Consider the following 24,132-nt stretch of genomic DNA (forward strand, 5'->3'; position numbering starts at 1 on the left):
CCCTGGCCCGTGGAGCCTGTTGGTCGTCATCCGGATAAGTATTATCCTCAAGTTTGATTAATACAAAAAGTCCAATTTTAGAATCTGGAAAGCGCCTCGCAAAGCGAGGGACCCAGCCCCGGCAAAAAACCGGACAGGATGACGAAGCGGTGAAAAAATAAGGGCTTGCTCGCGAGTTGAACGCGCTCTGCTTGTCGGTGTCAGAAAAAACACCGACAATCCTTTTTTAACGGAAAAGAATGGAGGCAACCATGTCCACCTCATATTTTGTCGCCACCGACTGGCTGATTGAGCACAGTGACGACCCGGAAGTCCAGATTATTGATGCCCGGATGGCCCCTCCCGGGCAAGAGCACCGCGATGTTCCCGGCGAATACCGCGCAGGGCATCTGCCAGGTGCAGTGTTTTTTGATATCGAAGCCCTGTCCGACCACACCTCTTCTCTGCCACACATGTTGCCGCGCCCGGAAGCGTTTTCCGTGGCGATGCGCGAGCTTGGCGTTAGTCGTGACAAGCACCTGGTGGTCTACGACGAAGGTAACCTCTTCTCTGCGCCGCGTGCGTGGTGGATGCTGAAAAACTTCGGCGTCGAAAAAGTTTCAATTCTGGCGGGCGGTCTCGCAGGCTGGAAGCGCGACGAGCTGCCACTGCAACAAGGTGACGTGACGCTGCCTGAAGGGGATTTCGACGCAACGTTTGACGCAAACGTCGTGAAACGCCTGACCGATGTTCTGGTTATCAGTCATGAAAAAACGGCACAAATTGTCGATGCCCGCCCCGCACCACGTTTCAACGCCGAAGCCGATGAGCCTCGTCCTGGCCTGAAGCGTGGTCATATTCCGGGTGCGCTGAACGTACCGTGGGGCGATCTGGTGTTTGAGGGTGAACTGAAAACTACCGACGAGCTGCACACCATTTTTGACCGTCAGGGCGTCGATTTACATCGTCCGATTATTGCCAGCTGTGGATCTGGCGTGACGGCGTGCGTGGTGATTCTGGCGCTTGCAACCCTCGGCGCAAACGACGTGACGCTGTACGACGGAGCCTGGAGCGAATGGGGAGCCCGCGACGATCTGCCGGTTGAGCCTGAGCCTACCCGCTGAGAGCGGCCTGCTAAGAAATACGGCGGGATGAGTCTTCACCCCGCCGCGTTTAGATAATGCGGTTGGTTTTGAGATCGCGCAGGAACCCGCCCCAGCGACGCTCATAGAACGGCGTGATGTGCTCGGTAATAAAGTGGCTGATGCCCTTCTCACCTTTCTTCACCTGACAGATATCAATTGGCTCATCGCCCGGCAACGTATCGGTGGCAACGCTTCCCGTCGCCTGAATGATCTCTTCGATATCACCGTCCGCTTCAATACCAATCAGCAGCACTGGCTGCTCGTCCGCACGCTCTTTAATGGAGCAAAGGAACGCGCGTTTCACCGGCTTGATGGTTTTGAAAAGCGTGGTCAGGGAGTCAATCATCTGCGCAGGCGGTTCTGCCACTTCTGATAACAGCAACGTCTCGCCCCCCTCCAGCACTTCCTGCGTGCTGAGCGGGTTACCTTCTTCGCCAATCAGATGGCTAATTTCACGCGGCGTGAACTCTTTCCCGGTCGGCAGTTTGGCGTTGAGGAACAGCGTTGCACCCAGCGTCATTTCAAATAACGTGCGAACGGGCATGACGACGAACGCCTGTTCGTCTTCCACCGCTTCCTGCAGCGCTTCCAGAGAGGTGAAGAACGGGATCACCGAAGTGCCATCGTCCTTCTCCCAGTGGAGCAGATCCAGCGCACTGTCTTCAACGACCTGCTCACCTTCTGCTGCGGTTCCCGGCACCCAGACGGTGGATTCCAGCAACGTGCGGAAAAATGCCGGACGGTGGGCGGGCTCGGTCGCCGCCTGTTCCAGCAGGGTTTCTAATTCGTTTTTGGTTTCGGACATAACAATTCCAGATGATGCATTTCCCCCTCACCCCGGCCCTCTCCCTCAAGGGAGAGGGAGAGGGTTAGGGTTAGGGTGAGGGCAATGACGATTACTCAGCCGTCAGCAGGTTCGCAACGGTACGTACGCCCAGACCGGTCGCGCCCGCAGACCACTGCTCAACCGCCGCTTTACGGTACGTTGCGGAGCAGTCAATGTGCAGCCAGCCTTCATGGTAGTTCTCTACGAAGTGAGACAGGAAGCCTGCTGCAGTGCTCGCACCCGCCGGGTACGCTGCACTTGCGGTGTTGTTCAGCTCGGCAAAGTTAGACGGCAGCTGGCTACGATGGAACTCGGCCAGCGGCAGACGCCAGAACGGTTCGTTTTCCGCAGCGGCACTCGCCAGCAGGCGGGCTGCCAGCTTGTCGTCAAAGCTGAACAGTGCGTGGTAGTCGTTACCCAGCGCAGTTTTCGCCGCACCGGTCAGGGTTGCCATGTCGATAATCAGCTCTGGCTTCTGCGCAGACGCGTCAATCAGGCCATCGGCCAGTACCAGGCGGCCTTCTGCATCGGTATTCATCACTTCGACGTTTTTACCGTTACGGTAGCGAATGATGTCGCCCAGCTTGAAGGCATTACCGCTGACCATGTTGTCTGCACAGCACAGGTAGAGCTTCACGCGTTTGTTCAGACCACGGGTGATGGCGAATGCCAGCGCACCGGTAATAGTGGCCGCACCGCCCATATCGGACTTCATGGAGTCCATGAATGCGCTCTGCTTCAGGCTGTAACCGCCGGTATCGAAGGTGATGCCCTTGCCGACCAGGCAGGCAAAGACTGGCGCTTCTTTATCACCGGTTGGGTTGTAATCGAGAGCCAGCAGCACCGGAGGACGTTCAGAACCGCGGCCCACGGTGTGGATCCCCATGTAGTTCTGTTCGCGCAGGTCTTCACCTTTGGTAATACGGTAAGACATCTTATCGCCCGCCACGCCGCACAACAGGTCAACGGCACGTTGTGCCAGCTGCTCAGGACCAAGCTCTTCCGCCGGGGCGTTGATGGTGTCACGCACCCAGTCGATAATGGTCAGACGGCTTTCCAGCTCTTTCTGGCCCGCAGCGTCGAGGTTCGCCCACTCAATTTTACGGGTGCCTTTCGGGCCTTTGTAACCTGCCCAGAATGCCCAGCTGCGGTCAGTATCCCAGCCTTCACCGTCCAGCAGGACATGTTTAATACCCAGGCCATCCACTTTACGCGCCGCGCGCTGGATCAGCCCCAAATTATCGTTGCCAGTCAGGTGCAGGGTAATACCGTCGTTGTTGATGCTGTAAGTGGCTTTTTCGCCCCAGCGTGCATCCGCAGGCTGTGTAGAGAGCGTAATCTTCATCGCTTCGGTCATTTTATTTATCCTTATTAGCAAACGGGCCGCCTGAAGGCAGCCCGTAATGTGATTTAGTTAGCCTCATCTAACCAGACTAACAGAATCGCCTCCAGAATTTTTTCATTGGATGCGTTGGGATCATCATCAAAATCTTCCAGATCGCAAATCCACTGATGCATGTCGGTGAATCGTACGGTTTTCGGATCGAGGTCCGGGTTAGCATCAAAGAGTGCTTCGCCGATTTCACGGCTATCTGTCCACTTCAGTCCCATATTAATGCTCGCGTGCGTGGTTGATGGTGTAGCGTGGGAATTCCACGACCAGATCTTCATCGGTCACCGTGGCCTGGCAGCTCAAGCGGCTGTCTGGCTCCAGACCCCATGCTTTATCCAGCATGTCGTCTTCGTCTTCGGTGCTCTCAGCGAGAGAGTCGAAACCTTCACGCACGATGCAGTGGCAGGTCGTACAGGCGCAGGATTTTTCACAGGCGTGTTCCACTTCGATACCGTTACGCAGGGCAACATCGAGGATGGTTTCACCGGTCTTCGCTTCCAGAACTGCACCATCCGGACAGAGGTCCGCATGAGGCAAAATAACAATCTTTGGCATATTAAACCTCGTCCACGGACTGGCCTTTCAGCGCGACGCGGACAGATTTGTCCATGCGGCGAGCAGCAAAGTCCTGGGTTTGTTTATCAACGTTTTTAATGGCTTCTTCTATTGCGTCAGCGTCATTGCCTTCCGCCACTGCGCTTAAGTGCGCGGCGGCATCGTCAATGACCTGACGCTCAGCGGCGCTGAGCAGCGCGGCATCAGCAGCGAGCGCGCCGTTCAGGCTTTCCAGCACGCGAGCGGCTTCCACTTTTTGTTCAGCCAGCATGCGCGCCTTCACATCCTGTTCGGCGTAGCTCATTGAATCCTGAATCATGGAGGCGATTTCGCCATCGGTCAGACCGTAAGACGGTTTCACCTGGATGGACGATTCAACGCCGGTCGATTTTTCCATCGCCGTGACGCTCAGCAGGCCGTCCGCATCCACCTGGAAGGTGACGCGAATATGCGCCCCGCCCGCTGGCAGTGCCGGAATACCGCGCAACGCAAAGCGCGCCAGTGAACGGCAGTCCTGCACCAGTTCGCGTTCGCCCTGCATCACGTGGATGGACATCGCGGTCTGACCATCTTTAAAGGTGGTGAACTCCTGCGCACGCGCCACCGGAATGGTGGTATTACGCGGGATCACTTTCTCCACCAGGCCGCCCATCGTTTCCAGCCCCAGAGAGAGCGGGATCACATCGAGCAGCAGCATTTCGCTGTCTGGTTTGTTGCCGACCAGAATATCGGCCTGGATAGCCGCGCCAACGGCAACCACTTTGTCCGGATCGATGGAGGTCAGCGGCGTGCGGCCAAAGAATTCACCTACGCGCTCACGCACCAGCGGTACGCGGGTAGAGCCACCCACCATAACCACGTCCAGCACGTCGTCTGCCTCAACACCCGCATCTTTCAGTGCGCGACGGCAGGCCAGCAGCGTGCGTTTTACCAGAGAAGTGATCAGGTCATTAAACTGTTCACGGGTGATTTCACCCTGCCAGCCCGCCACGTTAACCGTGACAGCCTGCGCGTCGCTGAGCGCAATTTTGGCGTCGATAGCCGCATCCAGCAGTTCACGCTGTAAACGCGCATCGCTGCGATCGGCAATGCCCGCCTGCTCGCGAATGAAATCGGCCAGCAGATGGTCGAAGTCATCACCACCCAGCGCGGAATCTCCGCCGGTGGCCAGCACTTCAAAAACGCCACGGCTTAAGCGCAAAATAGAGATATCAAAAGTCCCGCCGCCGAGATCGTAAACCGCAATCCCCCCTTCCTGACCAGAGTCGAGGCCGTAGGCAATAGCGGCTGCCGTCGGTTCGTTCAGCAGACGCAGAACGTGCAGGCCCGCCAGACGCGCCGCGTCTTTGGTACCCTGACGCTGTGCATCATCGAAATAGGCCGGAACGGTGATCACCACACCGTCCAGATCGCCGCCGAGCGTTGCCGTAGCACGCGCTGCCAGCGCCTTGAGGATGTCTGCCGAGACGCGGATTGGGTTCAGCAGGCCGGCTGCCGTTGCCATCATCGGCAGGCCATTTTCACTTGCCTGCAGTTGATACGGCAGATGCGGATAACGGGTCTGAATATCGGCCAGAGAACGGCCCATCATGCGCTTCACAGAGCTGATGGTGTTAGCCGGATCGCGCGCAGCGTTCGCGCGTGCGTCATAGCCAACCACGTGACCCTGCTGTTGGTAGTGGACCACGGAAGGCAGCAGATGGCGGCCCTGCTCGTCAGCCAGCGTTTCCGCCTGGCCGCTACGCACGGTCGCCACGAGGGAATTGGTGGTGCCCAGGTCAATACCCACCGCCAGACGACGCTGGTGCGGTGCGGCACTTAAGCCAGGCTCACTAATTTGTAATAAGGCCATAATTGCTTCCGAAATTAAAAATCGAGCAGCTTTTCTTCGAGTTGTTCAGCACTGCTTCGCAGTTTATCGAGAAAACGGAGTTTGCGCACAGTGTCTGCCGCTACATCCCAGGTCTCGTCGTTCAGTTGCGCCACCATCAGCTGATGGCGGGAATCGAACATGCCCTTCACGCGTTTGATGAAGCTTTCCAGACGCGCTTCGTCTTTAGCCTGTTCAATCTCATCCAGCTCTTCACGCAGTTCCAGCTGTTCCATCAAAAACGCCGTGTCGCGCACGGTGTGCTGTTCGCTCGCCAGGTCAAAACCGTGGAGCGAAAGCAGATATTCTGCGCGCGTCAGCGGGTGGCGCAGCGTCTGCCAGGCCTGGTTGATGGTCGCAGATTGTGAAACCGCAGCCAATTGCTCTGACTGAGTACCACTGGCGAATTTGTCCGGATGATACTGACGTTGCAGATCCTGAAAACGGATCGTCAGCGCCTGGAGATCAATCGGGTATTGAGCGGGTAGTCCGAAGAGAGTGAAGTAATCCATAACAATCTCAGGGGTAGCCGATTAAAACAAACCCCACGCACAGGTTACTGCGGTGGGGTTCATCGGATGACGCACGGTTAAACGTGGAAGCTTTCGCCGCAACCACACTCGTCTTTGACGTTCGGGTTCGTGAATTTGAACCCTTCGTTCAGGCCTTCTTTTACAAAGTCCAGCTGAGTGCCGTTGAGGAATTGCAGGCTTTTGCCATCGACCACCACCTTCACGCCCTTGTCTTCAAACACGGTGTCGTCAGACGCCGGTTCATCAACAAACTCCAGTACGTAAGCCATACCAGAACAGCCGGAGGTACGTACGCCCAGTCGCAGGCCAAAGCCTTTACCACGGTTCGCCAGAAAAGAGCTTACTCGCGCGGCAGCGCTGTCGCTAAGGGTAATCGACATACTCAAACCTCAATTATTTTGCTTCACGTTTGCTTTTATAATCCGCAATAGCGGCTTTGATCGCGTCTTCTGCCAGGATAGAGCAGTGAATTTTCACCGGTGGCAGTTCGAGTTCTTCAGCAATGTCCGTGTTCTTGATTGCCTGTGCTTCGTCCAGAGATTTTCCCTTTACCCATTCGGTTACCAGGGAGCTGGAAGCGATAGCAGAACCGCAGCCGTAGGTCTTGAAGCGCGCGTCTTCAATGATACCTTCATTGTTGACTTTAATCTGCAACTTCATCACGTCGCCGCACGCCGGTGCACCGACCATGCCGCTACCGACAGATTCATCGCTGTTGTCAAAAGAGCCAACGTTGCGCGGGTTCTCGTAATGATCGATGACTTTTTCGCTGTATGCCATGATTGAATTCTCCTTATTGGGTACCGATTAGTGATGTGACCATTCAATGCTGTTCAGATCCACGCCCTGTTTGAACATTTCCCACAGTGGAGAAAGATCGCGCAGACGACCAATGGAGTTGCGAACCAGCTTGATGGTGTAGTCAATCTCTTCTTCGGTAGTGAAACGACCTAAAGAGAAACGGATAGAGCTGTGTGCCAGCTCGTCGGTCATACCCAGTGCACGCAGCACGTAGGATGGCTCCAGGCTTGCAGACGTACAGGCAGAACCGGAAGAAACCGCCAGGTCTTTCAGCGCCATGATCAGCGACTCACCTTCAACATAGTTGAAGCTGACGTTGAGGATGTTTGGAGCGCCCTGCTCGAGGGAGCCGTTCAGATACACTTCTTCCATATCTTTCACGCCGTCCCACAGACGGTTACGCAATGTGCGCAGGCGCGCCATCTCGGTTTCCATCTCTTCTTTCGCAATGCGGTACGCTTCACCCATACCCACGATCTGGTGAACAGGCAGAGTACCTGAACGCATGCCGCGCTCGTGACCACCGCCGTGCATCTGTGCTTCGATGCGGATACGTGGCTTACGACGCACGTACAGCGCACCGATGCCTTTCGGGCCATAGATTTTGTGGCCGGAGAAGGACATCAGATCCACTTTCAGCTGGCTCAGGTCGATAGGCAGTTTGCCCACGCTCTGGGTCGCATCCACGTGATAGATGATGCCGCGCGCACGGCACATTTCGCCAATGGTCGCGATATCCTGTACGACGCCGATTTCGTTGTTCACGTGCATGATGGAAACCAGGATGGTGTCATCGCGCATCGCCGCTTCGAGCTCTTTCAGGTCGATGATCCCGTTGCTCTGCGGAGCCAGATAGGTCACTTCGTACCCTTCACGCTCCAGCTGGCGGCAGGTATCCAGCACGGCTTTATGTTCGGTTTTGCTGGTGATGACGTGCTTGCCTTTTTTCTGATAAAAGTTGGCTGCACCTTTGATCGCCAGGTTGTCGGATTCGGTCGCACCGGAGGTGAAAACAATTTCACGCGGGTCGGCACCCACCAGGTCAGCAATCTGATTACGGGCGATATCGACCGCCTCTTCAGCATGCCAGCCAAAACGGTGTGAACGGGAAGCTGGGTTACCAAAGTTTCCGTCCAGGGTCAGACACTGCATCATTTTCTCGGCAACACGCGGGTCCACCGGCGTGGTTGCGGAGTAATCGAGATAGATAGGTAATTTCATTGCTCTATAAACTCCGTACATCGCTTCAATGCAAGGAATCAGGCAACCGGCTGGATGTACGACCGAGTACTCGGGGCTGTCTTCGCCCCGGCCTGATTCTGAAATCTTATAATCTTTGCCCTAAATAGTTCGTGTTGCAGCAAGTGCGGCCAGCGCAGTTGCTGCACAAAATATAACGAGCAAATTAAGCGCGTAATTTAACGTCGATTGCGTCTTGCGCGCGGGTGCTGCGTTGTGAATCATGGTTGTGCTGACGGCCAGAGACATCCAGAACTTCCTGGTTATTAACCAGTTCACCCAGGGTGATGTTGTTCAGGAAGCCGGTCAGACGGTCGCTCAGATCGCGCCACAGCGCGTGGGTCAGGCACTTATCGCCGCCCTGGCAACCACCTTTACCCTGGCAACGGGTCGCGTCAACAGATTCGTCAACTGCGCTAATGACTTCACCTACCGCAATACTGCCCGCGTCTTTACCCAGCAGATAACCGCCACCTGGGCCACGAACGCTGGAAACCAGTCCATTTTTACGCAGTCTGGAGAACAGCTGTTCCAGATAAGAGAGGGAGATCCCTTGTCGTTCAGAAATATCTGCCAATGGAACCGGGCCCGCTTCGGAGTTGAGTGCAACGTCCAGCATCGCGGTTACGGCATAACGCCCTTTAGATGTCAGTCTCATGTCTTACTTAACCTCAAACTCGCCCCTGCCCGGGGTTTTTTATTGTAAAATGGGGGTATTGCATAGCAGGGCCAAGTCTGACATTCCCGACTAAATTGGTCAACTATTTACTTGACTGTTTTAGTCAGGTATTTAACTTTCTGTGCCTTCATAGCATGGGTGCGGCCTGATGCCCTCATCCCGCCCCTCTCCCACGGGGAGAGGGAGATACCAAACAGGTACTACTCTTCTTTATTCTTCTGCTCAATCGACGCCAGAATGCCGCGCAGGATGTTCAGTTCCTGGCTTTCAGGGCGTGCGCGGGTAAACATGCGGCGCAGCTTATTCATCACCTGCCCCGGATGACCTTCGCGGATAAAACCGGTGGAAAGCAGCGTCTGCTCCAGGTGACCATAGAAGCGCTCCAGGTCATCCACCAGCGGGTACGCTGTCTCTTCCTGAGGCTCTGCACTCTCTTTTTCCTGCGTCGCCAGCCATGCCATGCGCACTTCATAGGAAATAACCTGCACGGCCATCGCCAGGTTCAGCGAGCTGTATTCCGGGTTGGCCGCAATCGCGACGTGGTAGTGGCATTTCTGCAGCTCGTCGTTGGTCAGGCCAACGCGCTCGCGGCCAAACACCAGCGCAACCGGTGCCTGTTCTGCTTCAGCGACACTTTTCAGGCCGCATTCGCGCGGATCCAGCATTGGCCACGGCAGCGTACGTGAACGGGCGCTGGTTCCTACCACCAGGCTGCAGCCTGCCAGCGCTTCGTCCAGAGTATCGACAATCTGTGCGTTGCCGATCACATCACTGGCTCCGGCCGCCAGGGCAATCGCCTGAGAGTCTGGTTTCACTAGTGGGTTAACCAGCCACAGGTTTGTTAAACCCATCGTTTTCATAGCGCGAGCAACAGAGCCCATATTGCCGGTGTGCGAGGTTTCGACCAGCACGATTCGAATGTTTTGCAGCATATTTTTTTACGTCTGAATTCAGTGTCTGAAGAATATTCGGACATATTACCATAAACGAGAGACAGATTCCGATCTCGCTGCTATACTCTGCGCCGATTTTCCCGTTCTTTAACATCCAGTGAGAGAGACCGATGCATCCGATGCTGACCATCGCCGTGCGCGCAGCGCGCAAGGCGGGTAATGTAATTGCCAAACACTACGAAACCCCTGACTCCGTAGAAACCAGCCAGAAAGGCAGCAATGATTTCGTGACTAACGTCGATAAAGCCGCAGAAGCGATTATTATCGAAACGATCCGCAAATCTTACCCGCAGCACACCATCATCACCGAAGAAAGCGGTGAACATGAAGGTACCGATCAGGATGTTCAATGGGTTATCGATCCACTGGATGGCACCACCAACTTTGTAAAACGCCTGCCACACTTCTCTGTATCTATTGCAGTACGCATCAAAGGCCGTACTGAAGTCGCCGTGGTTTACGATCCAATGCGTAACGAACTGTTCACCGCCACCCGTGGCCAGGGCGCACAGCTGAACGGCTACCGTCTGCGCTGCAGCAATGCACGCGATCTGGACGGTACCATTCTGGCGACCGGTTTCCCGTTCAAGGCGAAACAGCACGCAACCACCTATATGAATATCCTGGGCAAACTGTTCACCGAATGTGCTGACTTCCGTCGCACCGGTTCTGCTGCGCTGGATCTGGCCTACGTTGCGACCGGCCGCGTTGACGGTTACTTCGAACTGGCACTGAAGCCGTGGGACTTTGCTGCGGGCGAGCTGATCGCACGTGAAGCAGGTGCGATTGTTTGCGACTTCACCGGTGGCCACAACTATATGTCTACCGGCAACATCGTTGCAGGCAACCCTCGCGTCGTTAAAGCCATGCTGGCAAACATGCGTGATGAACTGAGTGACGCGCTGAAGCGTTAATCCCGGTCATTCCCTCTCCCCGTGGGAGAGGGTTAAAGTCAGGGTGAGGACATCAGACCACACCCGACTAAAACGGCCTCAATCCCCTGCCCACCGGCACCGCACTCATCCACATCGTTATCGCCGCCACCAGCAAAATTACGCCGCCCGCCAGCGCGAGCGTTGTCCACCCTATCTGTCGCCATAGCACCGGTGTTTTATTACCGCTGAGTTTTACCGCCAGCTGACGGAAGCTGTGTACCAGCAACGCCAGCGACGAAATAGTGAGTGACGTTCCCGCGGCCATCGCCAGCGCCGAGAGCATCCCCCAGCCGAAAACACCGATCACCTTACTGAACAGCAACACCATAATCGCTCCCGAACACGGGCGCATTCCCATCGAAAGAACGATCATTAAACGTGCGCGCCAGTCGTCGCCGTTCTGCAGCTGTTCCTGCGTCGGCAGATGCTGGTGTCCGCAGCCGCAGTGGGCATCATGCACGTGATGCGGCATAAAGGTTTTAAATTTGGGTTTTTGCAGTAACTGGCGCAGTTTTTTCAACGCCCGCCAGCAGAGGATGAGCCCCAGCACACCCACCAGCGCATAGCTCCCCTTCTCCAGCCAGAAACTGCTCATGTGCAACTGACGAGCAGGAAGTTGTAAAAGCGAAAGGACGACCGCGACCAGCACAATCGCCACGCCGCCCTGAAGCAGTGAAGAGGCCAGCGTCAGACCGATGCTTGATTTCAGTTTCGAAGGATGGGTGGCAAGCCAGGTGGTGATCACAATCTTGCCATGCCCCGGCCCCAGAGCGTGCAGTACGCCGTAGATAAAGCTGAACGCCAGCAGAGAGCCACCCGCTTTTGTCGGGTTTTCCGCCACGGCCTTCAGCAGCCCGCTCATCTGCTGGTTAAGCTCGCGCTGCCAGATGATGCTTTTCATCAGCACCTGGGGCCAGGCTTGCCACAGCCACAGCGAACCGAAAATGGCTAACAGCAAAAAGAGCGCCAGCGGCCAGAGGTGTAGCCAGCGGCGCGGTTTCCGAACCGGAGAGGCGATCACTGACATTGTAACGTCACCTCCTGCGCGAACTGTTTACCCAACTCCATATCCTCAGGTGGGGCATCTTCCTTGTCGAGTGAGACCGCAAAGTTCAGCGTCTCTTCGCTGGGTTTCGGCGTGTGAACCGCTATTTTGCAGGTTTTTTGCAGCGTCGCGGGCAGTTGCACGTCGCTGTCTTCTGCGTAGCTCATATCAACGTAGTAAGTCGGGTCAAAGGTTGAGAAGGTGAACGTCTGTCCTGCCAGCGGCTGAGGTTGCGCCAGCGGGAGCACAAACGTTAACACCGCCTGATGACCATCGCGCGACATACCGTACTCCGTCGGGCGGTTCAGAAATTTCACCTTTTGCCCGTTATGCCAGAACTCCGTGAAGTAGTGCTGACCCAGTACGTTAGCCATCACTTCCGCCGCCAGCTTTTTCCAGATCTCATCGCCTGGCTTTGCGTTTCCCGCATCATAAAGCAGGTCAGCCGAGGTGATTTCATCCATCGTCCAGCGCATTTTAAGGCCACTGAGCTGCCCCCCGTCGGTTACCAGCCCGGTTTTCAGGCTGATAAAACTGTGAGGATGTGCGCTGGCGGCGAAAGTGGAAACCGCCAAAAATAACGTCATCGCACTTTGTTTAACTATTTGCATCAATTCCTCACGTCAAAAATTCTGTGATGTTCACCAGCAATCCTGAGTGAAAGGCCTGCCGGTGCGCTTTTCAGCGCCCATCCTTTAGCTATCCTTATCAAACATTCACACTGGATACCCGACAGATGATGACGACGCTTGAAATTCCATCTGTGCTTTCCAGTTCGCAGCGCCGCTGCCAGGTGCTTTTGATGCTTTACCTGCCCGATGCTGTCGTCACCGCACAGAGTATAATCGCTGCCAATGGCGTGGACGACGCTATGGCACGGCAAGATATAGCCGAGACGCGCGATGAAATCCAGCGCTATCACCGGCTTGATATCGTCACGCACCCTGACGGCAGCTACCGAATTGAAGGTTCTGCCCTGAATCAGCGTTTATGCCTGCTGCACTGGCTGCGCAGGGCGCTCCGGCTTTGCCCTCATTTTGTCTCGCACCAGTTTACTCCCGCGCTAAAAACCGCGCTTAAACGACACGGAATTGCCCGTCCTCTCTACGACGATACTAACCTGCGGGCGCTGATCAACTTCTGCTCACGCAAGCTTCAGCGCCAGTTTGAGTGCCGCGATATCCAGTTTTTGCAGCTCTATTTGCAATATTGTCTGATTCAGCATCATCAGGGCAATACGCCGCAGTTTTCCCGTATTCAGCGCAGCTGGGCGCAGTCGCGGGGGGAATATTTCACCGCGCAGGAGATCGTACGTCACTGGAAACGGCGCGTTCCTCAGGCTCCTCACACGGATGAACACCTGTTTCTGGCACTGTTGTTTATGATGCTGCGCACCCCCGATCCGGTGCTCGATAAACACCAGCAGGATCAGCGTTTGCGCCGGACAATTGTGCGAATGATTGCGCGCTTTCGGGCGCAGACGGGAATGAACTTTAGCGATGAGCAAGGGCTGACCGATCAGCTGTATATTCATCTTGCCCAGGCGCTTGACCGCTCACTGTTTGAAATCGGTATTGATAACAGCCTGCCAGAAGAGATCCACCGCCTTTACCCGCGCCTGCTGCGCACCACCAAAGAGGCGTTATTTGAACTGGAAGCTGAATTTGGGCTACGTTTCTCCGATGAAGAGATGAGCCTGGTCGCCGTGATTTTTGGTGCCTGGCTGATGCAGGAGACCGATCTGCATGAAAAACAGGTGGTGTTACTGACGGGAACGGATAAAGAATGCGAAGCGTTGATTGAGCAACAGTTGCGGGAACTGACGTTGCTCCCGCTCAACATTCGCTATCTGACGCTGCAGACCTTCCAGAGAGAGGGGGCACCGCGCGAAGCCGCACTGGTGATTACCCCTTACCCGACCGCTCTGCCACTGTTCTCGCCGCCGCTGATCCACGCCGTTGAGGCGCTGAACGCGCAGCAACAAGAACATATTCGCGCCATGCTGGAATCGTAGTTACGCGCGCGCGACCACTTTTGGGCGAACGATCATCGCAGGCAATGCAACCAGTGCCATCACCCAAAACACGCCGTGCCCCAGATGCTGGTAGAGGAAGCCCGCAAAGACCGTCATCACGGCAATACTACCGCCCATTGCCACCGCAGAATAGACCGCCTGCAGGCGGATAACATCCCCACCCTCACGCGCTGAGATATAACGCATCGCCGCCAGATGACACACGGTGAAGGTACCACAGTGCAGGATCTGCGCCACAATCAGCCACGGTAGTTCGGCTGTCCAGCCCATAATGCCCCAGCGGATCACGCCGCACACGGCGGAGAGCAGTAACAAATCACGCGCGCCAAAGCGTCGGAATAGTTTTTTACTGAGCGCAAAGATAACCACTTCAGCGACCACGCCAAGCGACCACAGGTAACCAATGGCAGACGCGGAGTAACCCACGCCTTGCCAGTAAATGGCGCTGAAGCCATAGTACGCGGCATGCGCCCCCTGGAGCAGACAGACACAGGCCAGGAACCGCCAGCTTTGTGTCACCAGGCTACGCCAGGCGGGCCAGCCTGCGCTTTCCTGATGTCGGCTTTCCCCTTGCGGCATCACTGACGGACGCAGCAACATCCCCAGTAGCATAGAGGCGATACCCAGACTCAGCAGAGCCAGAATCGCATGGTAATCGTAGAGACTGACCAGTTTCCCCACCAGCGCGGAGCCGATGACAAAGGCAATAGACCCCCACAGGCGCACGCGGCCATAGTCCATCGTAATCTGCTTTTGCCAGGTGTTCGCCAGCGCATCCGTCAGCGGAACCAGCGGTGAGAAGAACAGGTTAAAACCCACCATTACCACCATCAGCCAGGCAAACGTGTTATTGACCCAGAAACAGGCGGCAAAGACCAGCGTCAACAGCGCCAGAATACGCACCGCTTTAATCAGTAAGGAGGGATCGCTGACGCGCGGTGCAATCAGCAGGCTTCCCAGAAATCGCGCCACCAGTCCTGCGCCAAGCAACACACCGATGGTCTCTGGGGTAAGCCCGATGCCTTTGAGCCAGACGCTCCAGAAAGGCAGAAAAATGCCGTAGCTAAAAAAGTAGGTGAAATAGCTGAGCGCCAGCCAGCGCGTGGAATGCAAAACCATGAATCCCTCCCGAAATGAAGGCGCTAGTCTGGCGGTAAACGCCGGGAGGCGCAAGTGTAGAATTAACAATAAATTAACATTTTTCCACTGTTGAATTGACCACTATTGCCATTGAAAAATGGGTTTCCTCCCCGCCAGAAAGCATCACCAAACCTGGCTGTCCCGGCATCTGGTGGGCATTTACCGGGTGGCTTTGAGGTTCAAGGCAAAGAAATGACTGCCCCGACATTCTGAATAGCATCAACCAGGGAGTTTGCGAAATAAGTGTGATTTCCATCTCATTATTTCGCAATATCGCCTGCCCACTCCAGCCGGAATAGCAGACATTCAGCCACTCATCTCGTCCATATTGCGCCGAATGAAAATCCGCGTGAGCGGGTAGCTCCCCCTGCCATTGCAGCGGCAGGTGGTTTTCCCCTTCCGGCCAGTAGCCGCTGGCGCTGAACTGTGCCGTACTCCCAGGTTCAAAACAGAACCAGGGATGAGCCCCTAATCCATACAACATGGGTTCTGTGCCACAGTGGGTGAGCGTCAGACTGACATGGAACGCATTATCGACAAGTCGGTAACACAGTTGCACCAGATAGTCGAAGCCGCAGGGCTCTATGCTTCGAAGCTGTAATACACACTCGGTGGCGGAGAAGGAAACAACCTGCCACGGCTTGATCCAACCGTCACCATGCAGATAAAAATCGGTGTCACGCGGGCTTTTCGGTAATACCACCTCACGACCATGCAGCAAAAACCGATTCCCGGCGACCCGATTTGCCAGCGGCAGCATTGGAAACAGCGGCTGCTGGCCCGGCGGTGCCTGCAAAACAGGGCGCTGATGATGGAGTGAGAACAGCGCGTTTATCGCACCACCTTGTGGATCAACGCGCAACCGCAGATGCGCGTTTTCCAGAGTAATAGCCTGCACCATCAGTGTGCCTGTTCCTGCTTAACCGCAGGGGCCACCCCGTGTCGCTGCGCCAGCTGGGTTTCCAGTGCCTCCAGCGTCACACCTTTGGTTTCAGGGACATTTCGCAGAATATAGATGAAGCCCAGCGCGCAGATGATCCCGTACAGCAGGAAGCTGCCCGCTGCGCCCAACCCGGCATTCAGCAGCGGGAAGGTGTAGGTGAGCAGGAAGCACGCGATCCACAGCGCCAGCGTTCCCAGCGAGATCGCCATACCACGCACGCGATTAGGAAAGATCTCAGAGAGAAGCACCCAGGTTACCGGGGCCAGCGTCAGGGCATAAATGGCAATAGCCGCCAGAACCAGCACCAGTACCGGCCACCCCATGATCCCCAACGCATAAGCTCCGGCAATCAGCACGTAGATCACGGTGAGACCACTTGCGCCCAGTAACATTAGCTTGCGTCGCCCAAGTTTATCCACCAGCGGCAATGCCGCGATAGTAAAGACCAGGTTGATAATACCGGTGGCAACGATGGATTTCAGGGTTCCGTTGATATCAAATCCGGCGGAGGCAAATATCTCCTGCGCGTAGTTAAAGATGACGTTGATACCGCACCACTGCTGAAACACCGCCAGCACCATCCCGATAATGACGATGGGTTTAACCTGAGGGGCGAGCAGCGCAGAGTAAGAGACTTTGTTGTTGTCTTTCACCAGCGTCTGGGCTATTTCCTGCAAGGTTTGACTGGCATAAGCCGTGGAGCCAATTCGTTCAAGTGTGGCCCGGGCACGCTCCGTTTTTCCGGCTTTCATCAGCCAGCGCGGTGATTCAGGCACCAGGAACATCAGCACCAGAAAGACCACTGCCGGGAGCAGCTCTGCACCAAACATCCAGCGCCAGCCCACCTGGCCGTTCCAGGTGTTGAGGAGTGTTTGCTGCGTGGCACCGCTGGCAACAGGATCGGCAATCATCAGGTTTACCAACTGTGCCGCCAGCACACCGATAACAATGGTCAGTTGGTTAACGGCAACAAAGCGTCCACGCTTTTCCGCCGGGCTGACCTCGGCGATATAGAGCGGGCTCAATGCCGACGCCAGACCAATCCCCAACCCACCGACAATGCGGTAGATAATGAACATATCGAAATTGCTCGCCAGCGCCGTACCCAACGCCGACGCGCTGAACAGGATTGCCGAGAGAATTAGCGGGATCTTTCGTCCGAGACGGTCGGCGCACCAGCCAGAAATGAGCGCGCCAAACACGCATCCGGCCAGAGCAGAACTCATCGCCCAGCCAGACTGAGCAGGATCGGTAATCGAAAAGTACGCCTCATAAAACGGCTTCGCACCACCAATCACCACCCAGTCATAACCAAACAATAAACCACCGCAGGCCGCCACCAGACAGATCGTCCAGATGTAGCCCATTTTGAGATGTGTCTGCGCGTTATTCATTTTGATTCCTCTATAAGGGAAACGCAGGGAACAGTAGGGTTTGGGCGGGTTCTCCCGCCCGGTTAAGGTTCAGGCAAAGATGCCGCATCGCTGTGCATGCAGAATAAGATGCGCTTTATCGTGAGCAGGATTTATCGCCAGCAGTTGTTGCATCGCTTTCTGACTGGCTGACATTTCGCCCAGCCCCAGATGCCCCAACGCCTCGATAAACAGACAGTGTTGCTGGTGCTGCACCGCTGCGGACGTATCAAGAACAACCAGATCCGGAAGCGATACTGCAAAGAAATCGGCTTCGGGGATATCGTTGTGGTGATGCTCTACCCATTTCAGGAAACTACGGAAGTGCCGCCCGGCCTCTTCCACCTGACCGCCTGCCCGTAACGCCATACCCTGCCAGAACAGATAATCCGCTGGCTGGTCGTTGTAGTAGCGGCCAGCGTCGAGCGTTGTGCCACCGCACGCAGCCTGCTGGAAGTGCAACTGCGCCTGCTGCAGTTCACCTTTTTTCAGCGCACAGAAGCCAAGCAGATATCTGATGTCATTATCTGTCTGTCCGGGTAAGCGCCCTTCCCCCAGGTTGCGCGGATACTGGAGCGCTTCTCCCAGCCAGCGCATGGCCGCGGGGATGTCGTTCTCCACAATGGCATCTAACGCCTGGTGCATCTGGTTGAGAAGATATTGCCCGGTGACTTTGCCCTCGCCGCCCTCCCAGGGATGGAACTGGCGAGTCTGTAGGATCTGCGCCGCCGCCGCATACTGCCCCTGGCTATTCCACAGACTTAACAGCTCTGCCGTCAGATCATCACGTCGCATAACAACCGCCATACGAGTCTCAAGCAGACTCAGGCGCTCGCTGGCCGCTGTGGCTGTTAGCTTCTTCAGGTAATCCAGCTCAAACAGAAAACGGGCATTGTCCGGCTCGATGTCAACGGCCCGCTGCAGTCTGGCCATCGCAGCTGTCGCGTCGTGCTGCTTATTCCAGGCGTAGATCCCCAACAGACGGTGCGCAGGCGCATAGTCCGGCAGGCGCACTAAAGTATCCTGCCAACAGGAAACGGCCTCGTCATACCGGCGTTTGCTATACCAGAAACAGCCCAGCAGATAACCTGCAAACGGATCATCTTTGAGAGTCTGCAGCATCTGAACTTCATCGAGCGTATTGGGGAAACGAACATGCCGGGCGTGGCAGTTCTGCGCCGCATCCAGTAAGCGCTCACGCACCTCTCGTTTTTGGCTCAGTGATGCCTGCCACAGCAACGGAATTGTCTCCTGGCAGTCCAGCAGCATCAGCACCTTCTCTGCCGCATCTGTGCGTCCCAGAGAAACCAGCCACCCGGAGAGCATACTGGCGTTAATCCCGCGCCGCCCGGTGACCTGCAACAACATCGCCTGTGATTCCGGGTCCTGAGCGAGCAGCCAACGCGCACAGTGAAGCGGATAGCTCAGCGGATACTGCGTCAGACTTTGACTGATAAAGTCCAGTGCCTCGTCCTGGTACCCGCAATCAAATAGCGCCAGTGCTTTCAGCCCCATTGCCAGATGGTTTGCCCCGTTTACCTGCAGGCTAACAGTGACTTTTTCGAGGGCGTCTTTCGCATCGCCACGCTTCATCGCCAGACGTGCCAGTGCCCAAAATGCCGCATCCCGACAGTTGCCGCTCCACGATGCTTTGAAGTAGTTATCCCATGCCCCTGTGATATCCCCCTGTCGCTCGAGTGCCGTTGCCAACAGCATGCTGGCCTCTCCATCGCGGGGGTTTTTATTCAACCGATGGGCACGCGTGAGTGCGGCGCGGGCACAGCGTTCCGCCAGTACCCAGTCAGCGGAGTTAAGTGCAAGCGTGCCCTGGGCAACGTTGTTACGATAATCATATGGGTCGAGTTCAATCGCCCGGCGGTAATAATCAGCCGCAAAGCGGCTGGCATGGTTGTACTGTTCCAGATGCTGACCAATAAAATAGAGCTCATCAGCGTTAGTGATGTTTTCTGGCATTGCAGGGGCGCGGGCAGGATCGGGTAACGATGTCTCCTGTGCCTGATGTTCCTGATAGTGAAGTAGCGTCTGGCCCTGTGCCGACTTAACCGTCATGGTTAAGCGCTGCGGGTAATTATCCGGCAATGTTTGTTGCCAGCTTTCTCCCGGCGCTAACGTCAGATGGGTTTCAAAAATCGGCTTCTGGTCGGCACTCAGTTCGACGAGGATGTTATCCAGCGGGGCAATGGCGTAGATCCCAGTCTGCAGCAGCGGCGACTCTCTGACCAATTTCATCGCCATCTGAGTGCTGGCATTTTGCACCATCCCCAGCTCGCTATAGGGCAGGAAGTTCTGAACGAAGATCTTCTCTTCAAACGGTGCGAGCCACGTGAAGTCTGGTTGGTTGTCGGTGAACACTCCGGTCATCAGTTCGATATAGGGGCCATTTTCATCAGTCAGATTACGATCCCAGGCCTGGCCAAAATCATCGTAACCCCAGCTCCACTGTTTTTTACCCGGCGAGACATGGTGATCGGCAACGTGCAGCAGGCCACCTCGTTCATCGTGATGGTAAGCCCCGACAAAATCGTAATCTGATTTTTCAGCCATGTAGGAGGTTGGTACTGGTACATTTCGGTAGCGGGAGATATCCACTCCCGCCGAATAGTCCACTTTGTAGTAAGTACCCGTGGCGATAGGGAAAGCCGAGACATCACGCTTACCGTGATCAAAAACGGCGGTGACATCCGGTGGGAAGACACTCTGGTGCGCATCGCCACCTTTGACAGCCGGGTTCGCCCACCACAGGAAATGGCGCGGTGTCACATTACCGTTAAAGACTTTGCCGGTGATTTCGATCAACGCGCGGTCAGGATAGAGAGTAAATCCCGTCATCACCTGCAGGCCACGCATCGGCTCCACTTCCCCCATCCAGACGGTTTGCTCGCCGTTTTCACCAGCCTGCCGGGTGAAATCAACCGGCATAAAGGTTGTTGGGCGGTGATGCTGCGGCCAGTTGAACTCGATACCACCGGAGATCCACGGCCCCAACAACCCCACCAGCGCAGGTTTAACCACTTCGTTGTAGTAGACGAAATCACGCTGCTTTACTTTGTCGTAAGCACGATGGATACGTCCGCCAAGTTCAGGCAGTAGCATCACACGAATGAAATCATTCTCCAGCCAAACCGCCTGGTAGTCGCGCATTTCGCGTTCCCCGGTCAGCGTATCAATGACGCCGTAGGGATAGACCGCGCCTGAGGAGCCCTGATAGACGCGTTTTTCCAGAAACATGGGGTTGGGATCTTCAGCCCCTGTCGTCCACGTCGGAAGGGTAATGGTTTCCTGCCATACCTTAACTGAACCGTGCATTCTGCTCTCCACTAAATGAAATAAAGTAAAAAATGGAATGCATCGAGTTTATAGTGTGCATTCGCTGCTAAAATGCGCAGCGTTCACGCAATACAGTTAAGGGAGTTAAGTATATGTTGCGAGCGGGTTTGAATAATGCACGGGTTCGTCAGGCCAACAAGGTGATATTTTTGTCGCATTTATGGCGTGAAAAACAGCTGAGTAAATCGCGTCTGGCGCAGCTGACGGGGCTGTCAATTCCGGCGGTGAGCAACATTCTTGAAGAACTGCTTGATGAGGGGCGAATCAGCCATTCGGCAGAAAAAATGAGCGCCCGCGGGCTCAATAGTGGTAGCTATCAAATCCCCCAGCATGGAGCATGGACGCTATGCATGACGGTATCACCCACCAGCATTGAGTGTCAGCTTGCGGATGCCCGCCTGCTGGCAGTGGGCGATCTTCAGCACATCACCATCAATGCGCCCGATCCACAGACCCTTCTCGGCGCGATAGCAAACTGCTGGCGGCAGTATCACAAACGTTACCCGGAACAGCGAATCAATCTTGCGTTGGGCGTGCATGGGCAGGTCGACCCGGTCACAGGGGTATCGCAAACGATGCCACAAGCGCAGTGGAAAGCACCGCTCGAGATGAAATATCTGCTTGAGGAACAGCTGGGGGTCCAGGTCAGGATAGATAATGACTGCGTGATGCTGGCTCTGGCGGAAAAATGGCAAAACCCTGGGGCGGATCAAGATTTTTGCGTCATAAACGTCGATTACGGAATTGGTTCATCCTTTGTAATAAACGATCAGATTTATCGCGGCAACCTCTACGGAAGTGGACAGATCGGGCACACTATTGTGGATCCAGACGGCAACGCCTGTGACTGCGGCCGCTACGGTTGCCTTGAAACGATCGCCTCGTTGAGCGCTCTGAAGAAGCAGGCCCGCGTCTGGTTAAAAACCCAGCCTGGAGCAGAATTCTCACCGGAACAACTCACGACCAGCGCACTGATCCACGCCTGGCAGCAAGGAGACGTACGGGTTCAGGCGTGGGTAGAAAACGCGGCCAACGCTATTGGTCTGAGCCTGTATAATTTTCTCAATATCCTGAATATTAACCAGATATGGCTTTACGGGCGTAGCTGCGCGTTTGGAGAGAGCTGGCTCAATGCCATCACTCACCAAACAGGATTTAATCCTTTTGATAAAAATGATGGGCCGGGAATTAAAGCAACGCATATCAGTTTTGGCCGACTCAGCCGCACGCAGCAAATTCTGGGGATTGGTTATTTATATGTGGAATCGCAGTTAGGTGAATAATAGCGATACCCATTTTTTAAATCACCCTGATACCTGATTTATGAAGAAAAGCTGAATGGCAGAGTATTGATTTGTGTATTAGTTTTAAAACAGGTCCCCTCAAAAACGAGCCTGCTATGAACACTCTACGCTATTTTGATTTCGGTCAGTCACGCCACCTGTTGCTGTTGATTGCCCGTATCGCACTTGCTGTGCTGTTTATCATCTTTGGCTATCCGAAACTCATAGGGTTTAGCGGAACCGTACAATATATGACCTCACTGGGCGCACCGATGCCGATGCTGGCAGCGATTATTGCGGTGGTGATGGAGATCCCCGCTGCAATTCTGATCGTGCTCGGCTTTTTCACCCGCCCTGTCGCCGTGCTCTTTATTTTCTACACGCTGGGTACGGCAATTATTGGCCACCGTTACTGGGATATGACCGGTGATGCGGTTGTGCCAAACATGATTAACTTCTACAAGAATATCAGTATTGCTGGTGCATTTATTTTGCTGGCTATCGTGGGGCCGGGGGCAATATCCCTTGACCGGCGCTAAACCATAAAAAAAGGCCGCAAACGCGGCCTTTTTTATTTCTGCAAAGCAGAGGAATTATGCGTATACCGGGAAGCGTGCGCAGATATCCAGAACTTTACCTTTGACGCGCTCGATTACCGCTTCGTCATTGATGTTGTCCAGAACGTCACACATCCAGCCAGCCAGCTCTTTCACTTCTGCTTCTTTAAAGCCACGGCGAGTGACAGCCGGAGAACCGATACGGATACCGGAAGTCACGAACGGGCTCTTCGGATCGTTAGGCACGCTGTTTTTGTTCACGGTGATGTTGGCACGGCCGAGGGCAGCGTCAGCTTCTTTACCGGTCAGGTTTTTATCAACCAGATCCAGCAGGAACAAGTGGTTTTCAGTACCGCCAGACACCACTTTGTAGCCACGGTTCAGGAACACTTCTACCATCGCTTTGGCGTTTTTCGCAACCTGCTGCTGGTAAACTTTAAACTCTGGCTCCATCGCTTCTTTCAGCGCAACCGCTTTACCCGCAATAACGTGCATCAGCGGGCCGCCCTGCGCGCTTGGGAAGACGGCAGAGTTCAGTTTCTTATACAGCTCTTCGCTACCGCCTTTCGCCAGGATCAGGCCACCGCGTGGACCCGCCAGGGTTTTATGGGTAGTGGTAGTCACAACGTGAGCATGTGGAACCGGGTTCGGGTAAACGTCTGCGGCAATAAGACCTGCAACGTGCGCCATATCAACGAACAGGTAAGCACCGATGCTGTCTGCGATTTCACGCATTTTTGCCCAGTCAACGATACCGGAGTAAGCAGAGAAACCACCGATGATCATTTTCGGTTTGTGCTCTTTAGCCTGCTTCGCCATGTCTTCGTAGTCAATTTTACCGGACTCATCAATACCGTAAGGGATGATGTTGTACAGTTTGCCGGAGAAGTTAACCGGGGAGCCGTGAGTCAGGTGACCGCCTTGTGCCAGGTTCATACCCAGAACGGTATCGCCCGGCTGCAGCAGAGCGGTGTAGACCGCGAAGTTAGCCTGAGAGCCTGAGTGCGGCTGCACGTTAGCGTAGTCAGCACCGAACAGTTCTTTTGCACGATCAATCGCCAGTTGCTCAACGATATCAACGTACTCGCAACCGCCGTAGTAGCGCTTGCCCGGGTAACCTTCAGCATATTTGTTGGTCAGCTGAGAACCCTGCGCCTGCATAACGCGCGGGCTGGTGTAGTTTTCGGAGGCGATCAGTTCGATGTGCTCTTCCTGACGTACTTTTTCCTGCTCCATAGCCTGCCACAGTTCGGCATCATAATCGGCAATGTTCATTTCACGCTTTAACATCCGCATCTCCTGACTCAGCTAACAATAAAATTTTGGCCTGAAAAGGCAGTCCAGTTGGACAACGCGCAACAGTATAACTGATTAGTTCTGCGATAACAGGTCTTGACAAACGATTTTACGCAAACGTTTTCCTTCACGCCACGCAAGGGTTTGAGGAATAAAGTCCTCGCC

The 24,132-nt window shown here is 55.1% G+C and carries 23 protein-coding genes; 5 read left to right on the forward strand and 18 right to left on the reverse strand.

Annotation, left to right across the window (positions count from 1 at the left end):
* The first annotated feature begins 251 nt into the window (after positions 1-251).
* Positions 252-1,103 (forward strand): 3-mercaptopyruvate sulfurtransferase, encoded by an 852-nt coding sequence (sseA, locus tag HV318_RS07730; RefSeq protein ID WP_182272285.1) that lies wholly within the window; start codon positions 252-254, stop codon positions 1,101-1,103.
* Between the two features lie 49 nt (positions 1,104-1,152).
* On the opposite strand, the gene sseB is transcribed toward sseA, so the two are convergent.
* The 11 genes from sseB to trmJ form a co-directional block, all read right to left on the reverse strand.
* Positions 1,153-1,929: an enhanced serine sensitivity protein SseB gene (gene sseB / locus HV318_RS07735; protein WP_182272286.1), complete on the reverse strand. Its 777-nt coding sequence runs from the start codon at positions 1,927-1,929 to the stop codon at positions 1,153-1,155.
* A 91-nt stretch (positions 1,930-2,020) separates the two neighbouring features.
* Positions 2,021-3,307, reverse strand: coding sequence for an aminopeptidase PepB (pepB, locus tag HV318_RS07740; RefSeq protein ID WP_182272287.1), 1,287 nt, complete (start codon positions 3,305-3,307; stop codon positions 2,021-2,023).
* A 53-nt stretch (positions 3,308-3,360) separates the two neighbouring features.
* Positions 3,361-3,561, reverse strand: coding sequence for a Fe-S cluster assembly protein IscX (iscX, locus tag HV318_RS07745; protein ID WP_182272288.1), 201 nt, complete (start codon positions 3,559-3,561; stop codon positions 3,361-3,363).
* Between the two features lies 1 nt (position 3,562).
* Complete coding sequence (gene fdx, locus HV318_RS07750) at positions 3,563-3,898, reverse strand: ISC system 2Fe-2S type ferredoxin (protein WP_182272289.1); 336 nt, start codon at positions 3,896-3,898, stop codon at positions 3,563-3,565.
* A 1-nt stretch (position 3,899) separates the two neighbouring features.
* Positions 3,900-5,750 carry a Fe-S protein assembly chaperone HscA gene (gene hscA, locus HV318_RS07755; RefSeq protein WP_182272290.1) on the reverse strand — a complete coding sequence of 617 codons (1,851 nt, stop codon included), beginning with the start codon at positions 5,748-5,750 and terminating at the stop codon, positions 3,900-3,902.
* Between the two features lie 14 nt (positions 5,751-5,764).
* Complete coding sequence (hscB, locus tag HV318_RS07760) at positions 5,765-6,280, reverse strand: co-chaperone HscB (protein WP_182272291.1); 516 nt, start codon at positions 6,278-6,280, stop codon at positions 5,765-5,767.
* 77 nt (positions 6,281-6,357) lie between these two features.
* Positions 6,358-6,681, reverse strand: a complete 324-nt coding sequence (gene iscA / locus HV318_RS07765; protein ID WP_003860659.1) for an iron-sulfur cluster assembly protein IscA — start codon at positions 6,679-6,681, stop codon at positions 6,358-6,360.
* 13 nt (positions 6,682-6,694) lie between these two features.
* Positions 6,695-7,081, reverse strand: coding sequence for a Fe-S cluster assembly scaffold IscU (iscU, locus tag HV318_RS07770; RefSeq protein ID WP_003860661.1), 387 nt, complete (start codon positions 7,079-7,081; stop codon positions 6,695-6,697).
* Positions 7,082-7,108: 27 nt separating this feature from the next.
* Complete coding sequence (iscS, locus tag HV318_RS07775; protein ID WP_182272292.1) at positions 7,109-8,323, reverse strand: cysteine desulfurase; 1,215 nt, start codon at positions 8,321-8,323, stop codon at positions 7,109-7,111.
* 184 nt (positions 8,324-8,507) lie between these two features.
* On the reverse strand, positions 8,508-8,999 hold the full coding sequence (gene iscR / locus HV318_RS07780; protein WP_182272293.1) for a Fe-S cluster assembly transcriptional regulator IscR: 492 nt from the start codon (positions 8,997-8,999) through the stop codon (positions 8,508-8,510).
* Positions 9,000-9,220: 221 nt separating this feature from the next.
* Complete coding sequence (gene trmJ, locus HV318_RS07785) at positions 9,221-9,952, reverse strand: tRNA (cytosine(32)/uridine(32)-2'-O)-methyltransferase TrmJ (RefSeq protein WP_182272294.1); 732 nt, start codon at positions 9,950-9,952, stop codon at positions 9,221-9,223.
* 131 nt (positions 9,953-10,083) lie between these two features.
* Here trmJ and suhB point away from each other — a divergent pair, with 131 nt between their 5' ends.
* On the forward strand, positions 10,084-10,887 hold the full coding sequence (gene suhB / locus HV318_RS07790) for an inositol-1-monophosphatase (protein ID WP_182272295.1): 804 nt from the start codon (positions 10,084-10,086) through the stop codon (positions 10,885-10,887).
* Positions 10,888-10,954: 67 nt separating this feature from the next.
* Here the strand turns inward: suhB and HV318_RS07795 are convergent, their stop codons facing one another.
* Together HV318_RS07795 and HV318_RS07800 are read right to left on the reverse strand one after the other, a co-directional pair.
* A complete protein-coding gene (locus HV318_RS07795; RefSeq protein ID WP_182272296.1) occupies positions 10,955-11,935 on the reverse strand; it encodes a nickel/cobalt transporter in 981 nt (326 codons plus the stop codon).
* The gene (locus HV318_RS07800) at positions 11,926-12,564 is read right to left on the reverse strand and encodes a DUF1007 family protein (protein ID WP_182272297.1); all 639 of its coding nucleotides are present in this window, start codon (positions 12,562-12,564) and stop codon (positions 11,926-11,928) included. The genes HV318_RS07795 and HV318_RS07800 overlap by 10 nt, the downstream gene beginning before the upstream one ends.
* Before the next feature lie 125 nt (positions 12,565-12,689).
* Here HV318_RS07800 and csiE point away from each other — a divergent pair, with 125 nt between their 5' ends.
* Positions 12,690-13,967: a stationary phase inducible protein CsiE gene (gene csiE, locus HV318_RS07805; protein ID WP_182272298.1), complete on the forward strand. Its 1,278-nt coding sequence runs from the start codon at positions 12,690-12,692 to the stop codon at positions 13,965-13,967.
* On the opposite strand, the gene HV318_RS07810 is transcribed toward csiE, so the two are convergent.
* From HV318_RS07810 to HV318_RS07825, 4 genes are all read right to left on the reverse strand, one after another.
* The gene (locus HV318_RS07810; protein WP_182272299.1) at positions 13,968-15,107 is read right to left on the reverse strand and encodes a 3-phenylpropionate MFS transporter; all 1,140 of its coding nucleotides are present in this window, start codon (positions 15,105-15,107) and stop codon (positions 13,968-13,970) included.
* A gap of 73 nt (positions 15,108-15,180) precedes the next feature.
* Complete coding sequence (locus HV318_RS07815; protein WP_182272300.1) at positions 15,181-16,029, reverse strand: aldose 1-epimerase; 849 nt, start codon at positions 16,027-16,029, stop codon at positions 15,181-15,183.
* Entirely contained in the window at positions 16,029-17,465 is a 1,437-nt protein-coding gene (locus tag HV318_RS07820) for a sugar porter family MFS transporter (protein WP_182272301.1), read from the reverse strand. The genes HV318_RS07815 and HV318_RS07820 overlap by 1 nt, the downstream gene beginning before the upstream one ends.
* 69 nt (positions 17,466-17,534) lie before the next feature.
* Positions 17,535-20,810 (reverse strand): DUF5107 domain-containing protein, encoded by a 3,276-nt coding sequence (locus HV318_RS07825; RefSeq protein ID WP_182272302.1) that lies wholly within the window; start codon positions 20,808-20,810, stop codon positions 17,535-17,537.
* A gap of 113 nt (positions 20,811-20,923) precedes the next feature.
* On the opposite strand from HV318_RS07825, the gene HV318_RS07830 reads away from it, so the two are divergent.
* Together HV318_RS07830 and HV318_RS07835 are read left to right on the forward strand one after the other, a co-directional pair.
* A complete protein-coding gene (locus HV318_RS07830; protein ID WP_182272303.1) occupies positions 20,924-22,114 on the forward strand; it encodes an ROK family transcriptional regulator in 1,191 nt (396 codons plus the stop codon).
* Between the two features lie 116 nt (positions 22,115-22,230).
* Positions 22,231-22,653, forward strand: a complete 423-nt coding sequence (locus HV318_RS07835) for a DoxX family protein (protein ID WP_182272304.1) — start codon at positions 22,231-22,233, stop codon at positions 22,651-22,653.
* Between the two features lie 54 nt (positions 22,654-22,707).
* Here the strand turns inward: HV318_RS07835 and glyA are convergent, their stop codons facing one another.
* Positions 22,708-23,961: a serine hydroxymethyltransferase gene (gene glyA / locus HV318_RS07840; protein ID WP_014071358.1), complete on the reverse strand. Its 1,254-nt coding sequence runs from the start codon at positions 23,959-23,961 to the stop codon at positions 22,708-22,710.
* Between the last annotated feature and the right edge of the window lie 171 nt (positions 23,962-24,132).

It is taken from the genome of Enterobacter sp. RHBSTW-00901 (assembly GCF_014103115.1).
In the GTDB taxonomy this organism is placed as follows: Bacteria; Pseudomonadota; Gammaproteobacteria; order Enterobacterales; family Enterobacteriaceae; genus Enterobacter; species Enterobacter cloacae_P.